This is a genomic window from Flavobacterium luteolum (assembly GCF_027111275.1).
GTDB classification, from domain to species: domain Bacteria; phylum Bacteroidota; class Bacteroidia; order Flavobacteriales; family Flavobacteriaceae; genus Flavobacterium; species Flavobacterium luteolum.
Map to the genome: position 1 here is coordinate 4,367,534 of NZ_CP114286.1, position 15,181 is coordinate 4,382,714.

Sequence of the window (15,181 nt, forward strand, 5' to 3'; positions counted from 1 at the left end):
CTACTACTTTTTTTAGTGATTTTAAAATGTTAAGTTTTTGTAATTCAATATTTTAGTTTTTTAATCTACTACTTTTTTCTGTCTAAAAATGTAACATGTACTATAACGTTTTAGTTTTACAATATGATAAAAAAAGTTTTTCGGTAAGAAGACTTTCCTATTATAAACTAATGCTTTAATAAATACTGTTATGTTAAAAAACGTTAAAACAATTGTTGTTTTACTTTTACTAAGTTCTGTTGGAATGAATGCCCAGAACAAAGTGCCAGTTTATCTAGACGATAAAAAACCGATTGAAGAGCGTGTAGAAGATGCGCTTAAACGAATGACTACCGAAGAGAAAATTGCCATGATTCATGCGCAATCTAAATTTAGTTCTCCAGGTGTAAAACGTCTTGGGATTCCAGAAAACTGGATGACCGATGGACCACACGGAATTCGTGCAGAGGTAAAATGGGACGAATGGGATCAGGCAGGATGGACAAACGATTCTTGTATTGCTTTTCCAGCGCTTACGGCACTTTCATCAACATGGAACAAAGAATTGGCTTCTTTATATGGTAAATCTATTGGAGAAGAAGCACGTTACCGCAACAAAAACGTATTATTAGGGCCTGGTGTAAACATTTACAGAAGTCCATTAAACGGACGTAACTTCGAATATATGGGAGAAGATCCGTTTTTAGCTTCAAAAATGGTTGTTCCCTATATTAAAGGAGTGCAGTCAAATGGAGTTGCGGCTTGCGTAAAACATTTTGCTTTAAACAATCAGGAAACTAAACGTAATTCTGTGGACGTAATTGTTGACGATCGTACATTGTACGAAATTTATCTTCCAGCTTTTAAAGCTGCAGTTCAAGAAGGTGATGTTTGGTCAATTATGGGCGCTTACAATAAATACAAAGGACAGCAATGCTGCCATAACGAATATTTGTTAAACGATATTCTTCGCGGAGAATGGGGCTTCAAAGGAGTTGTAGTTTCTGACTGGGGTGGTGTTAACGATACTAAACAAGCTATACATAATGGATTGGATATGGAATTTGGTTCTTGGACAAATGGTTTGTCTTGGGGAACAAGTAATGCTTATGACAACTATTATTTAGCAAAACCATATTCTGAAATGATCAGAAAAGGAGAAATTGGAACAAAAGAATTAGATGAAAAAGTGCGTCGTATTCTTCGTTTATCTTTCTTGACGACTATGGATAGAAATCGTCCTTTTGGATCTTTTGGAACAGAAGAGCACGCTATTGCAGGGCGTAAAATTGCTGAAGAAGGAATTGTTTTATTGCAAAACAACAACAACATTTTGCCAATCAATCTTTCTAAAACTAAAAAGATTGCTGTAATTGGAGAAAATGCTATTAAAATGATGACTGTTGGTGGAGGAAGTTCTTCACTTAAAGCTAGATACGAAATCACACCATTAGAAGGTTTGAAGAAAAGAATCGGAAATCAAGCTGAAATTGTATACGCAAGAGGTTATGTAGGAGATCCGACAAGTAACTATAACGGAGTTATAGCTAAAGTAAGCTTAGAAGATAAACGTTCTCCTGCTGAGTTAACGGCAGAAGCTTTAAAAGTGGCAAAAGATGCAGATATTGTTCTTTTCATCGGTGGATTGAACAAAAGTCCAAATCAAGATGACGAAGGACATGATCGTAATGAATTGAATTTATCTTATGGTCAGGATAAATTAATCAGCGATTTAGCGAAAGTAAACAAAAACATTGTTTTCGTAAATATTTCTGGAAATGCAATCGCAATGCCTTGGATTAAAGAAGTTCCAGGAATTGTTCAAGGATGGTTTTTAGGAACTGAAGCTGGAAATGCTTTAGCAAATGTTTTGGTTGGCGATGTGAATCCGTCAGGAAAATTATCTTTCACTTTCCCAGTAAAATTATCTGATAACGGAGCTCACGCTTTAGGTGAATTCCCAGGTGGTGATTCAGTAAAATACAATGAAGGAATTTTTGTAGGGTACCGTTGGGCTGATAAAAACAAAATCAAACCTTTGTTCTCTTTCGGACACGGTTTAAGCTACACGACTTTTGCTTACGGAAAAGTAACAGCAGACAAAAAACAAATGAACGCTGGAGATAAAATCACATTCTCTGTAAATGTAAAAAATACTGGAAGCAGAGAAGGTTCTGAAGTAGTTCAATTGTATATTTCTGATTTAAAATCTTCATTGCCACGTCCAGTAAAAGAATTAAAAGGTTTTGAGAAAGTAGCTCTTAAAGCTGGAGAAGAAAAAACAGTAACGTTTACAGTTGATAAAACGGCTTTAAGTTTCTTTGACGATAAAAAACACGACTGGGTTGCTGAACCTGGTGATTTTGAAGCAATTATTGGTGCTTCTTCAACAGATATAAAATCTAAAGTGAATTTTTCACTTAAATAAGTTTTTTTATTTCTAAAAATTGGTTGGTTTGTAAAGCTGCAAGTGTAAAAATTTGCAGCTTTGCTTTTAGTTAAAATCTTACCATTAAGGCATTAAGAAACATAAAGAATAGCTTTATTGTCTAATATTTTGAGCCAGGTTCATGAAGTAAAAGCTTAATTTTCTTAATATCTTAATGGTTTTAAAAAAAAATGGATATGAAAAAAATTACGCTCGCAATATTGACTTTATTTTTTGCGAAGAATATTTCAGCACAAAGTCTGAATAAAATGCAATGGTTTAATGAACCTGAAAAATGGGAAATTAAAAACAATGCTTTAATTATGAATGTCACCGCAAATAGCGATTATTGGAGAATTTCGCATTATGGTTTTACAGTCGATGATGCTCCTTTTTACTATGCAACCTATGGAGGAGAATTTGAAGCAAAAGTAAAATTGACGGGAAATTATATTGCTCGTTTTGACCAGATGGGATTAATGATTCGTATTGACGAAAAGAATTACATTAAAACTGGAGTTGAATTCGTTGATGGAAAATTCAATATCAGTACCGTCGTAACGCACGATAAAAGTGATTGGAGTGTAACAACTTTAGAAAAAGTGCCTCCTTTTATCTGGATAAAAGCCGTACGAAGATTAGATGCTGTTGAGATATTTTATTCTTTTGATGATAAAAATTACATCATGACCAGAAATGCGCCTTTGCAGGATAACACGCCTGTGATGGTTGGTTTAATGGCCGCTTCTCCAGACGGAAAAGGTTTTGAAGCTAAATTTGAAAACTTCTCAGTAAAACACTTGCCAGACCAAAGAAGATTAGAATGGCTTAAAAATCACCAATAGATTTGAAGTTATAAGTTAGGAGTTAGGAGTGATAAAACTGAGAGTCAAATCAACAAAGAGCTTCAAACTTGAAAATTTAACTTATAACACTTCACACAATAACTTTAACCGATAACCCTTAACCCATAACTTATAACCAAATGAATATTAAACCAAAAAAACATTACGAAATACTTGATGGTCTTCGTGGCGTAGCTGCTATTCTGGTAGTTGCTTTTCATATTTTTGAAGCTTTTGCTGGCGGAAACCGTTTTAAACAAATTATAAATCACGGATATCTTGCCGTAGATTTCTTTTTCCTTTTGTCAGGGTTTGTTGTTGCTTACGCGTACGACGATCGTTGGGTAAAAATGGGACAATGGGAGTTTTACAAACGCCGATTAATCCGTTTACAGCCAATGGTAATCATGGGAATGATTATTGGGGCAATATTTTACTATTTCCAAGCCTCAGATATATTGTTTCCAATGATTGGGGGTATGGAAGTCTGGAAAGTCATTCTAACAATGGTCGTCGGATTTACATTACTGCCAATTCCTCCTTCACTAGAAATTAGAGGCTGGGGCGAAATGCATCCTTTAAATGGTCCGGCATGGTCGCTTTTTTTCGAATATATTGCAAACATCTTGTACGCCGTAATCTTTCGTAAATTTTCGAATAAAGTAATGGCAGTTTTTGTACTGCTATTTGCCGGACTATTAATTAATTATACTGTTTTTGGGCCAAAGGGTGATGTTATCGGTGGATGGTCACTAAATCTAGAGCAGCTGAATGTTGGTTTTACCCGATTATTGTATCCGTTTTTTGCTGGGGTTTTATTATGCCGATTAGGAAAATTAATCCATGTAAAAAATGCTTTCTGGATTTGCAGTATTTTGATAACAATTGTTTTGGCGTTGCCGAGATTTGGAGATGAAAACAGTCTTTGGATAAATGGTCTGTATGAATCAATCTGTATTATTTTTATTTTCCCAATAATTGTAGCAATTGGAGCAGGAGGAGAAATCAAAAACGAATTTTCTCTTAAGATTTGCAAACTTTTAGGTGATATTTCTTATCCAATTTACATTACGCATTATCCGTTAATTTATTGGTTTACAGCATGGGTTGTAGATAACAAAGTTTCAATGGAAAATGGCTATTTAGAAGGAATCGGAGTTTTAATCGTAAGTATCGTTCTAGCTTTCGTATGCTTAAAATTATACGATGAACCAGTTAGAAAATGGTTGATGAAGAAATTTCAGAGAAAAAAAGTTTCTGAGGTTCTAAGTAACTAAGGTTCTAAGATAATAAAGATTGGTCAAAAAGGATTCTAAGATAAAACTTAGTCACTTAGAATCTTAGTTTCTTAGCGTCTTTAAAAAAAATGAATTTCTAAATTTTGTTAGTTATAGATATTCAAAAAGGGATGAAGTTTTAAACTTCATCCCTTTATTATTTCAGTATAGTTCGATTTTCAGTAAGAAGCAACAAAAAAACTTAGCATCTTAGTCCCGATAGCTATCGGGATAGAATCTCAGCACCTTTAAAAAAAACTTATTCTAAAACCAATTGTCCCAAAGCTTCTTTAGTAAAGCCTTTCAACTCATCAGTTTTTCCTGCTTTGATTTTAGCCACCCAGTTTGGATCTGATAAAAGAGGTCTTCCAACAGCGACCAAATCAAAATCGCCTCTATCGAAACGTCTGTTTAGTTCCTCTAAAGAAGTTGGCTGAGAACTTTCTCCAGCAAATGCACCAAAGAAATCGCCAGAAAGGCCAACAGAACCTACGGTAATAGTAGGAGCGCCAGTTACTTTTTTAGCCCATCCTGCGAAGTTCAGATCAGAATCTTCAAATTCAGGTTCCCAGAAACGACGTTGTGAAGCGTGAATAATATCAACACCAGCGTCAACAAGAGGAGTAAGCCAAGCTTCTAATTCCTGCGGATTCTTAGCCAGTTTATAATTATAATCAGAAGGTTTAAATTGAGAAAATCGCATGATAACAGCAAAGTCGTTTCCAACTTGTTTTCTCACTTCTTTAATCACTTCAATTGCAAAACGATTACGTTCAGGAAGTGTTTTTCCGCCGTAGATATCTTCACGTAAATTAGTTTCAGCTCTAAAGAACTGATCGATTAAATAACCGTGTGCACCGTGAATTTCTACAGTATCAAAACCTAATCTTTTAGCATCAGCAGCAGCTTTACCAAAAGCAAGAATGGTATCTTCAATATCTTTTTCAGACATGGCAACACCATTTCTAAAATCAGGACGATTTAATCCAGACGGACCTTCAAATGGAACAGGAGGAACCCATCCAGAATGGTGATTGTCCATAATTCCCATGTGCCAAATCTGCGGTCCCATTTTTCCGCCAGCAGCATGAACTCCATCAATCACTTTTTTCCATCCATTTAGAGCTGAATCGCCATAAAAATGAGGAACATTAGCATCATTAGAAGAAGATTTTCTGTCAATAACAGTTCCTTCAGATAAAATTAATCCAACTTCGCCTTCAGCTCTTTTTTGGTAGTAAGCTGCGACTTCATCAGTTGGAACTCCGTTAGGAGAAAAAGAGCGCGTCATTGGCGCCATTACGATTCGGTTTTTCAGATTTAACGACTTTAAGTTAAATTCAGAAAAGAGGTTGTTTGTACTCATAGTAATTTTACAAATTAGATTGAATTAATTTACTAAGTGCTTCAAAGGCACCTTCGTTACGTTTATAATAAGTCCATTGTCCAACACGTTTGGCTTCAATAAAACCAGCACGCTGTAAAATAGACAGGTATTCGGATACGGTTGATTGTGTTAAACCAGCTTTGGCTTGAATCTGCCCAACACAGACTCCATGCTCAAATCCTGCATGTTCCAGCTGGCCAGGAAAGTTAATTTCAGGCTCTTTTAGCCATTCCAACATCTGTAGTCGGGACTTATTAGATAATGCTTTAAAAATTTCTATCGTTTCCATAGCGCAAATATATCGACTTTTCCCGATATATGGATTTAGAGAAAAATATTTAGGATAATTTTATGATTGGGGAGGAAGAAACTTTTTGTTACGCAAAGAGATTTTATTAAAGAAAAATTATATTTGTTTTAGTTTTAATCAAAGAAAAACGCAGAGTTTTATTTTCATTTTATGTCATTTCGACGAAGGAGAAATCTTCGCGAGAAGCTCGACAAAGATTAGGCATTCGTTGCGGAGTTACTTACGAAGATTTCTCCTTCGTCGAAATGACAAACTATTGTGTTGATTATGAGATTAAAATAATCCTCAAACAAACAAAACTTAATCTATTATGAAAAAAACTGTACTTATTGTAGCATTCTTATGCAGTGTAATCACGAGTTCTAAAGCTCAAGTTGTAGGCGTAGATGTTGGAGACATTGCTCCGGAAATCGATCTTCCGGATACAAAAGGAGAAAAAGTAGCGCTTTCTTCTTTGCGAGGTTCTTTGGTTTTAGTGGACTTCTGGGCTTCGTGGTGCGGACCTTGCATTAAAGAACAGCCTTTATTAATAAAATTGCACAATGCTTATCCAGACAAATTATCGATCTATGGAGTTTCTATGGATACCAAAAAGCCATTATGGACAGGAGCAATCGCAAAAGCAAAATTGCCTTGGACAAATGTTAGTGATTTAAAATACTGGCAGTCTCCAGTTGTGGGAGATTATATGCTGCAATCGGTTCCTTTGAACTTTTTGATAGATAAAAACGGAATTATTTTAGCAAAAAATATTCACGGACAGGCTTTAGAAGCAAAAATTAAAGAGCTTTTAGAGGTGCAATAAATTTTCCTTAACCGCAAAGAGCGCAAAGGTTTACGCAATCCCGATGACTATCGGGAGCAACGTTTTTTACTTGAAAAATAAGACTCTCGCAAAGCCGCAGAGTTTATTATTCTTAGCGACTCTCCGACTTTGCGAGATTCTTTAAAAATGTAGCGTGCTTAGCGCAAACCTTTGCGCTCTTTGCGGTTAAAAAACAAAAGTCCAGCTAACAGCCAGACTTTTAATTTTTAATTTTTTTCTTAAGACTCTTTAATTACTTTTTTTACACCTCCAAAACTCGTTCTCATCATTTCTCTAATCTGAAATTGCGTTTTGTTCTGCGATGCACTTTTCCAATCTTTGAGATCAAAAATATGAATTTGATCTGCATAAGGATTCGTTAAGAATGAAATTCTCGAAATGGTATATTTATAATATTTCAGTTCATGAGAAACGTGTCGATTTGGAACTACAATAAGTATGTTTTCCCAATTCAAGAAGTCTCTCGGAACATCTTTTCTTTCTAACAATCCTAAAGATTCAAAAAAAGCCACAATCTTTTGATCATTAAGCTTATTAATCTTATGATCTAGGTTTTTAAAAGTTGTCTGGAGTCTATTTTCATTAATAATAGTACTCATAATGGTAATTGCTTTTTATGATTTTCAATATAAAATTACATTAAAAGAAAATCAATTTTGAATCTGAAGTCATTAGATTCATTCTAAATTTTAGATGACCTTCTGGAAGTATTTGTACGAAAGAGTTATCAGACTTTGATAAAATACTATTAACCTTTCTTCTTTAAAAGCTTTATTTTTATCGCTATCTGATTTTACTAACAACCAAACCTATGAAAACTACTTTTTCTCAAAAAATAATTCTCTGCTTTTTTCTTGCATGTTCATTCCATTTATTGGCTCAAAATAAATCAGGAAGAGAATTGATTTTAATTGATAAAGACTGGCGGTTTTCATTGGGACATCAATACGATACAAAAAAAGATTTTGGTCATGCAGAAGGTTATTTTTCTTATCTGACTAAAACTGGATTTGCTGACGGGCCAGCGGCTTCTGGATTTGATGACCGCGCTTGGAGAAAATTAGATTTACCACACGATTGGGCAGTCGAACAGCCTTTTAGCGAAAGCGCAAGTTTTAGTCACGGATTTAAAGCAGCGGGAAAAAATTTTCCAGAAAGAAGTATTGGTTGGTACAGAAAAAAAATTACGATTTCGAATGAAGATTTAGGAAGAACAATTTCTTTAAAATTTGATGGTGTTTTCAGAAACTCAAAAGTGTTTTTTAACGGATTTTACTTGGGAACGGAGGAAAGCGGTTACAATGGTTTTGAGTATGATGTAACGGCTTATGTAAATTATGGAGGCGAAAATACAATCGTAGTCCGTGTTGATGCTTCGATGGAAGAAGGCTGGTTTTATGAAGGAGCAGGAATCTATAGACATGTTTATTTGCAGAAAGCCAATCCGCTTCATGTGGCACAGAACGGAACTTATGTAATTTCAGAAATTGAAAATAATAATGCTGTCATTACTGCAGAAGTAAAATTGGAAAACAAAGGACATTTTAAAGGAAATGTTGAAATAAACCAAACCATTTTAGATCCATCGGGAAAACAGATTGCTTCAAATGAAGATAATGTGGAAGCTCCAAAATTCTATAAAACAAATAGTTATACTTTTAAATTAAATGTCAAAAATCCGCTTTTGTGGGATATTGAAAATCCTAATTTGTATAAACTGATTACCGAAATTAAAAGTGAAGGGAAAATAATTGACAGATATGAAACTTCATTTGGAATTAGAACGATAAAATTTGATCCAGAAAATGGTTTTTTACTTAACGGAAAAGCGGTGAAATTAAAAGGAACCAATAATCATCAGGATCATGCCGGAATTGGAACAGCGCTTCCAGATGAAATTCAGTATTATAGAATTAAGAAGCTGAAAGAAATGGGTTCCAACGCCTATAGATGCTCGCATCATCCGCCAACGCCTGAATTGTTGGATGCCTGCGATAAATTAGGAATGCTGGTTATTGATGAAACTCGTTTAATGGGAATAAACGATTACCATTTGAATGATTTACAGCGAATGATGGAGCGCGACCGAAATCACCCGAGTATTTTCTGCTGGTCTGTTGGAAATGAAGAGTGGCAAATTGAGGGTGGAATTACCGGTGAAAGAATTACCAATACAATGCAAGATTTTTCTAAAAGTATTGATCCAACAAGGCCTGTAACAGTAGGAATCAGCAGCGGATTTAAAAGCGGAATTTCTTCAGTTGTAGAAATTATGGGTTATAATTATCTTGGAAACGGAGATATCGATGCGCATCGAAATCAGTTCAAAAATCAGCCGGGGATGGGAACCGAAGAAGGTTCGACTTTTGCCACACGTGGCATTTATTTTACAGATGATGCCAAACATTACCAAAGTGCTTATGATAAAAAACCTCGTCCGACTTTTTATAGCATCGAAGAAGGTTGGAAATTCTATGCCGAAAGACCTTATTTGGCAGGAATGTTTATTTGGACAGGTTTTGATTACCGAGGCGAACCAACGTCTTATGGCTGGCCGTCTGTAACTTCGTATTTCGGAATGATGGATGTTTGCGGTTTCCCAAAAGACAATGTTTTCTATTTAAAATCGTGGTGGGGAAAAGAACCCGTTTTACATTTATTGCCACATTGGAATTGGACCGGAATGGAGGGTGCAGCAATTGATGTTTGGGCTTATTCGAATTGCGATGAAGTAGAGCTTTTTCTCAACAAAAAGAGTTTAGGAAAAAAGAAAATGGAACAAAACGGTCATTTGGAGTGGAAAGTGAATTATGTTGCAGGAACTTTGGAAGCAATTGGTTATAAAAATGGTAAAAAAGTACTTTCTGATGTTCAAAAAACAACTGGAAAATCAGAAAATATTAAATTGTCAGTAGATAAAGAAAATGTTTTAAAAGGAAAGGTTTCGGTTGTAACGGTGGAAACTACAGATAAAAATGGCTTGCATGTTCCGACAGCCAATGACGAAATTATATTTTCTATTAAAGGCGGTAAAATTTTAGGAGTAGGAAACGGTGATCCAACTTCGTTAGAAAGCGATCAGTTTATTGATGACATCGCCCTGGTTGCTATAAATAATTTTAAGGAACAGAAAGGAACAAGTGCATCTCTGCCTCAGCAATTATCAGATTATGCAGAGAGCGAATGGATAGAAGCTTTTAAAGATCGCGATTACAAAAAACAAGCGCCGTCTTATATTTATAAAGGAGAATTTGATTTGAAAAGCAATTCAGGTTCTTCGATTGTTAGTTTCTTTTACAAAAAAATCGGAGTTGAAACTGTAGTTTTCGTAAACGGAAAAAAGATCGAACCAAGCGTTGAAGATGCTCAGAAATATATTTTTGATACAGCCATTTTAAAGCAAGGAAAAAACACTATTCATATTGCAGCAACTCCATTACAAAAAGTAAAAGATTGGGATGTAATGAACACCGATCCAGGAATTATCCAGGTAGTTACTCCTGCTGAACCTTGGAAGAGAAAGTTATTTAATGGTTATGCTCAAATTATTATTAAGAAAGATGAAAACGCGAAAGAAGTTGTTTTATTTGCTTCTGGGAAAGGTTTAAAGAATGGTGTGATTGTGGTGAAGTAGTTTTTTAACCGCAAAGGACGCTAAGAATTGCGCAAAGGACGCAAAGTTTTTTCTCAATTTATGTCTTCCTGAGCGAAGTCGAAGGATGCGCAAGTGACTCGGCATGCAATATAAAATGATCATGTCCTTCGACTTCGCTCAGGAGAACAAATCTGAATCTTTGAATTTAACTGTAATTTTTTTTTTGCGAACCTTGCGTAATTCTTAGCGTCCTTTGCGGTTAACCCCATAACCTTAAAACCTGAAACAAAAAATTAACAAAAGAATAATGTTTGATTTTCATAACTTTGCAAAATGAATAATCAAACAGAAACTCAGAGTTGCGATTTTACTTCAGATTTAAAAATGAAGGGATTTAAAGTGTATCCTATAAATGGGGATTTTAGTAAAGTTCCCGTTTACAGCCGAAGAGACTTTTATAAAATCTGCATCAATACCAGTAAAAGCATCATACAATATGCCGACCGCGGAATAGAAACCAACGGGACGATTCTGTTTTTCGGCAATCCGATTATTCCTTATTCTTGGGAAACGATTTCTGAGAAGTTTGAAGGTTATGCCTGCGTTTTTACCGAAGAATTTTTTAAAACAAAAGACCGTTCTGAAACCCTTCAGGAATCGCCTTTGTTTAAAATAGGAGGAACGCCAATCTTTACTTTAACACCTGAACAAAAAGTATTTATAGATTCGTTGTTTCAAAAAATGATTGAAGAATACGAAACCGATTATGCATTCAAAGACGATTTGATGCGCAGTTACGTCAATTTGATTATTCATGAATCGATGAAAATGCAGCCTTCGGAAAGTTTCTTTAAACATAAAAATGCTTCTTCGAGAATTACTTCTTTGTTTTTAGAATTGCTGGAAAGACAATTTCCAATAGAAACCAAAGATCAGCCCTTGGCTTTAAAAACACCTCAAGATTATGCGCAAAGTCTTTCTGTGCACGTGAATCACTTAAATCGTTCTGTAAAAGAAGTTACAGGAAAACCTACTACAGCACATATTACCGAAAGAGTCATTAACGAAGCAAAAGCTTTACTGCAGCACACAGACTGGAGTATTTCGGATATTGGTTATTCGCTTGGTTTTGAATATCCGAGTTATTTCAATAATTATTTTAAAAGACTTACAGGAACAGTTCCGAAATCGCTTCGAGTGTAAATTGTTTCAATTTCTTAATTTTTTGTTTGAATTTTGTTATTTCGGCATTGTAGTATTGCACTACATTTGCCCTGAAATAAACAACGAATCTTTGTATCAGTTTTTTTAATGACTAAATAACACTTCACAAAAGCGATGCTCCGCTTTGCATTTAGTTTTAAATTTTGATAGTAGAAAAAATATAAAATTTTTAAAGTATTAACTAAAATCAACAATCTCCTTCTATAAGAGATTCGATGTGCTGATTATTTCATTCAAATAAGCTTATAAGAATTTTTAAAATTAATTATTAACCTAAAAAAATCGAAATTATGTCGACACAATTCACTGCCGTAACCGAAGAAGGTAAAATTCCAAATACTTATATGACAGGCGAAGTGTCATATAAGAAGCAGACAAGCGAAATTCATCCGGAAAACACCGTTATTAAAGATGTTTCTTTTGAGCCTGGTGCAAGAAGCAATTGGCGTATCAATGCGAGTCTGCAATTGATTATTGTAACCGATGGAGCGGGCTATTACCAAGAAAGAGGCGGACAAATTAATCTTATCGAAAAAGGAAAAGTAATCACGGTTTTACCTGGAATAGAGCATTGGTATGGAGCAACACCAAAAACGAAATATTCTCATATTACTATTGTTACAGAAGTAGACAAAGGTCATGGAACTTGGCTGGATAGTGTTACCGATGAAGAGTATTATTCGTTTTAGATTCTAAGCTTCTAAGGTTCTAAGCTTTTGGCTTTTGAGTTTTTTTGCGCAGATTTTATTGATTAACAAAAAAATATTTTTTGGTTAGGTTAAAATAATCGAAATTTATATAACTATTTGTAAATCAGTACAAATCAGTCGGATCTTTACGCCAATTTCGTAACAGTTTTAAACCTGAAACCTGAAACTTGAAACCTGAAACTTGAAACAAAAAACAATTAACAAAAAACTATAAAAAATTATGGAAACAAAAGACATTAAAGCCTTTGGTACAGAAGCTGCCGAAGCACCATTAAAAACTTTAGATATTAAAAGAAGAGCTGTACAGGCGCATGATGTTGAAATAGAAATTTTGTATTGCGGAATCTGCCACTCAGACTTGCATTCAGCTAGAAACGAATGGCATGGCACTATTTATCCGATTGTTCCAGGGCATGAGATTGTAGGCCGTGTAACAAAAGTGGGAGATCACGTAAAAGGTTTCAAAGTTGGCGATTTGGCGGGAGTTGGCTGTATGGTCGATTCTTGCAGAGAATGTGAGCAATGTAAAGAAGGATTGGAGCAATATTGTGATCCAGGAAGCATCTTAACATTCAATTCTCCTGATAAACATTTAGGCGGACAAACTTTTGGAGGTTATTCTCAAAGTATTGTAGTCGATGAAGATTTTGTACTTCATATTTCAGATAAATTAGAACTTTCTGCTGTTGCGCCATTATTGTGCGCAGGAATTACAACATATTCTCCGTTAAAACACTGGAAAGTTGGTCCTGGCCAAACAGTTGGAATTGTAGGTATTGGAGGTTTAGGACATATGGGAATCAAATTAGCAAAAGCTATGGGAGCTCATGTGGTTGTTCTAACCACTTCTTTATCTAAAGTAGAAGATGCAAAACGTTTGGGTGCCGATGAGGTTATTTTGTCTACAGATCCAGAGCAAATGGCAAAACACGCCAAAAGCATGAATTTTATCTTAGACTGCGTTTCTGCTGAACACAACATCGATTCGTATCTAAATTTATTAAAAGTAGACGGAACTTTAACGCTTGTTGGAGCGCCAATGGATCCGCTTCCTGTAACTTCTTTCAGTCTTATTTTAGGAAGAAGAAGCTTCGCTGGTTCTGCCATTGGAGGAATCGCAGAAACTCAAGAAATGCTTGATTTCTGTGCCGAACACAATATTACTGCCGATGTTGAAGTAATTGGTGTTAATGATGTAAACGATGCCTACGAAAGATTATTAAAAGGAGATATTAAGTACCGTTTTGTGATTGATATGGCGTCGCTTAAATAAGTTGCTAAGGTTCTGAGGTACTAAGCTGCTAAGTTAAAAGAAAAGCTTAGAAGCTTAGTATCTCAACGCCTTAAAAACTTTAAAAAAAGCTTAGCTCCTTAGTATCTCAGAACCTTAGAACCTTAAAAAAATGCAAACAAGAAAACTAGGAAATAGCGGTTTAGAAGTCTCAGCATTGGGACTCGGCTGCATGGGAATGAGTTTTGGATATGGTCCAGCTCATGACAAAAATGAAATGATAAGTCTGCTTCGTTCTGCTTATGAAAAAGGAATTACCTTTTTTGATACGGCTGAATGTTACGGGCCATTTTTGAATGAAGAACTTTTAGGAGAGGCTTTAGCGCCTTTTCGCGATAAAGTTGTCATTGCAACAAAATTCGGCTTTTTGGAAGGCGATTCTAAAAAAGGATTAGACAGCCGTCCGGAGTGGATTAGAAAAAGCATAGAAGGTTCGTTAAAAAGATTAAATACCGATGTAATCGATTTGTATTATCAGCATCGTGTTGATCCGAATGTGCCTATGGAAGATGTTGCTGGAACTATAAAAGATTTAATTCAGGAAGGAAAAGTAAAACATTTTGGACTCTCTGAAGCTGGCGTAGAAAGTATTCGCCGTGCGCATGCTGTTCAGCCCGTTACCGCATTGCAGAGTGAATATTCGCTTTGGTGGAGAACTCCAGAAGAAGAAATTCTACCTGTTTTAGAAGAATTAGGAATTGGTTTTGTGCCTTTTAGTCCGTTAGGAAGAGGTTTTTTAACTGCAAAAATTGATGCAAACACACAATTTGACAGCACCGATTTTAGAAATACATTGCCTCGTTTTGCTCCTGAAGCCAGAAAAGCAAATCAAGCTTTTGTAGATCTATTAGGAAAAATGGCTGCCGATAGAGGTGCAACAAATGCACAAATTGCACTTGCGTGGATTTTAGCACAAAAACCTTGGATTGCACCAATTCCAGGAACCACAAAATTACATCGTTTAGAAGAAAACCTTGGCGCATTAAACTTAGTGCTCTCTGCCAGCGATCTTTCAGAAATTAACGATGTTGCATCAAAAATAACAATAGAAGGTTCCAGATATCCAGAGCATTTACAGAAAATAGCGGGAAAATAGTATTTTGAGCTTCTAAGCTACTAAGGTTCTAAGTGGCTAAGTTTTTCTCTTAGAATTTAAAACCTTAGAAGCTTAGCATCTTAGAGTCTTAGAACCTAAAAAACAAACCCCTCAAGCAATTCAACTCTTGAGGGGGTTTTTAGCAAAGATTTGAGGTTCTTATATACTTTATACTTAGAATCTCAGAACCTTAGAATCTTAGCGTCTTAATTC

Annotated in this window: 12 protein-coding genes; 9 read left to right on the forward strand and 3 right to left on the reverse strand. The window is 35.3% G+C overall.

Annotation, left to right across the window (positions count from 1 at the left end):
• Positions 1–190: 190 nt before the first annotated feature.
• The 3 genes from OZP10_RS18810 (at position 191) to OZP10_RS18820 (ending at position 4,529) form a co-directional block, all read left to right on the forward strand.
• Positions 191–2,407: a glycoside hydrolase family 3 C-terminal domain-containing protein gene (locus OZP10_RS18810; protein WP_281632233.1), complete on the forward strand. Its 2,217-nt coding sequence runs from the start codon at positions 191–193 to the stop codon at positions 2,405–2,407.
• Between the two features lie 197 nt (positions 2,408–2,604).
• A complete protein-coding gene (locus OZP10_RS18815) occupies positions 2,605–3,252 on the forward strand; it encodes a DUF1349 domain-containing protein (protein ID WP_111423663.1) in 648 nt (215 codons plus the stop codon).
• 140 nt (positions 3,253–3,392) lie between these two features.
• Positions 3,393–4,529 (forward strand): acyltransferase family protein, encoded by a 1,137-nt coding sequence (locus OZP10_RS18820; RefSeq protein ID WP_281632234.1) that lies wholly within the window; start codon positions 3,393–3,395, stop codon positions 4,527–4,529.
• 259 nt (positions 4,530–4,788) lie between these two features.
• Here the strand turns inward: OZP10_RS18820 and OZP10_RS18825 are convergent, their stop codons facing one another.
• Together OZP10_RS18825 and OZP10_RS18830 are read right to left on the reverse strand one after the other, a co-directional pair.
• A complete protein-coding gene (locus tag OZP10_RS18825) occupies positions 4,789–5,895 on the reverse strand; it encodes an NADH:flavin oxidoreductase (protein WP_281632235.1) in 1,107 nt (368 codons plus the stop codon).
• 7 nt (positions 5,896–5,902) lie between these two features.
• On the reverse strand, positions 5,903–6,205 hold the full coding sequence (locus tag OZP10_RS18830) for an ArsR/SmtB family transcription factor (protein ID WP_091496855.1): 303 nt from the start codon (positions 6,203–6,205) through the stop codon (positions 5,903–5,905).
• Between the two features lie 331 nt (positions 6,206–6,536).
• On the opposite strand from OZP10_RS18830, the gene OZP10_RS18835 reads away from it, so the two are divergent.
• Positions 6,537–7,031 carry a TlpA family protein disulfide reductase gene (locus OZP10_RS18835; protein WP_281632236.1) on the forward strand — a complete coding sequence of 165 codons (495 nt, stop codon included), beginning with the start codon at positions 6,537–6,539 and terminating at the stop codon, positions 7,029–7,031.
• 239 nt (positions 7,032–7,270) lie between these two features.
• Here OZP10_RS18835 and OZP10_RS18840 read toward each other — a convergent pair whose 3' ends face one another.
• Positions 7,271–7,651, reverse strand: coding sequence for a hypothetical protein (locus tag OZP10_RS18840; protein ID WP_281632237.1), 381 nt, complete (start codon positions 7,649–7,651; stop codon positions 7,271–7,273).
• A 212-nt stretch (positions 7,652–7,863) separates the two neighbouring features.
• Here OZP10_RS18840 and galA point away from each other — a divergent pair, with 212 nt between their 5' ends.
• The 5 genes from galA (at position 7,864) to OZP10_RS18865 (ending at position 14,968) form a co-directional block, all read left to right on the forward strand.
• Positions 7,864–10,686 (forward strand): beta-galactosidase GalA, encoded by a 2,823-nt coding sequence (gene galA, locus OZP10_RS18845; protein WP_281632238.1) that lies wholly within the window; start codon positions 7,864–7,866, stop codon positions 10,684–10,686.
• Between the two features lie 294 nt (positions 10,687–10,980).
• The gene (locus tag OZP10_RS18850) at positions 10,981–11,850 is read left to right on the forward strand and encodes a helix-turn-helix domain-containing protein (protein ID WP_281632239.1); all 870 of its coding nucleotides are present in this window, start codon (positions 10,981–10,983) and stop codon (positions 11,848–11,850) included.
• 311 nt (positions 11,851–12,161) lie between these two features.
• Complete coding sequence (locus tag OZP10_RS18855) at positions 12,162–12,560, forward strand: cupin domain-containing protein (RefSeq protein ID WP_177209929.1); 399 nt, start codon at positions 12,162–12,164, stop codon at positions 12,558–12,560.
• A 241-nt stretch (positions 12,561–12,801) separates the two neighbouring features.
• Entirely contained in the window at positions 12,802–13,854 is a 1,053-nt protein-coding gene (locus OZP10_RS18860; RefSeq protein WP_281632240.1) for an NAD(P)-dependent alcohol dehydrogenase, read from the forward strand.
• 130 nt (positions 13,855–13,984) lie between these two features.
• Positions 13,985–14,968, forward strand: a complete 984-nt coding sequence (locus OZP10_RS18865) for an aldo/keto reductase (protein ID WP_281632241.1) — start codon at positions 13,985–13,987, stop codon at positions 14,966–14,968.
• Positions 14,969–15,181 lie beyond the last annotated feature (213 nt).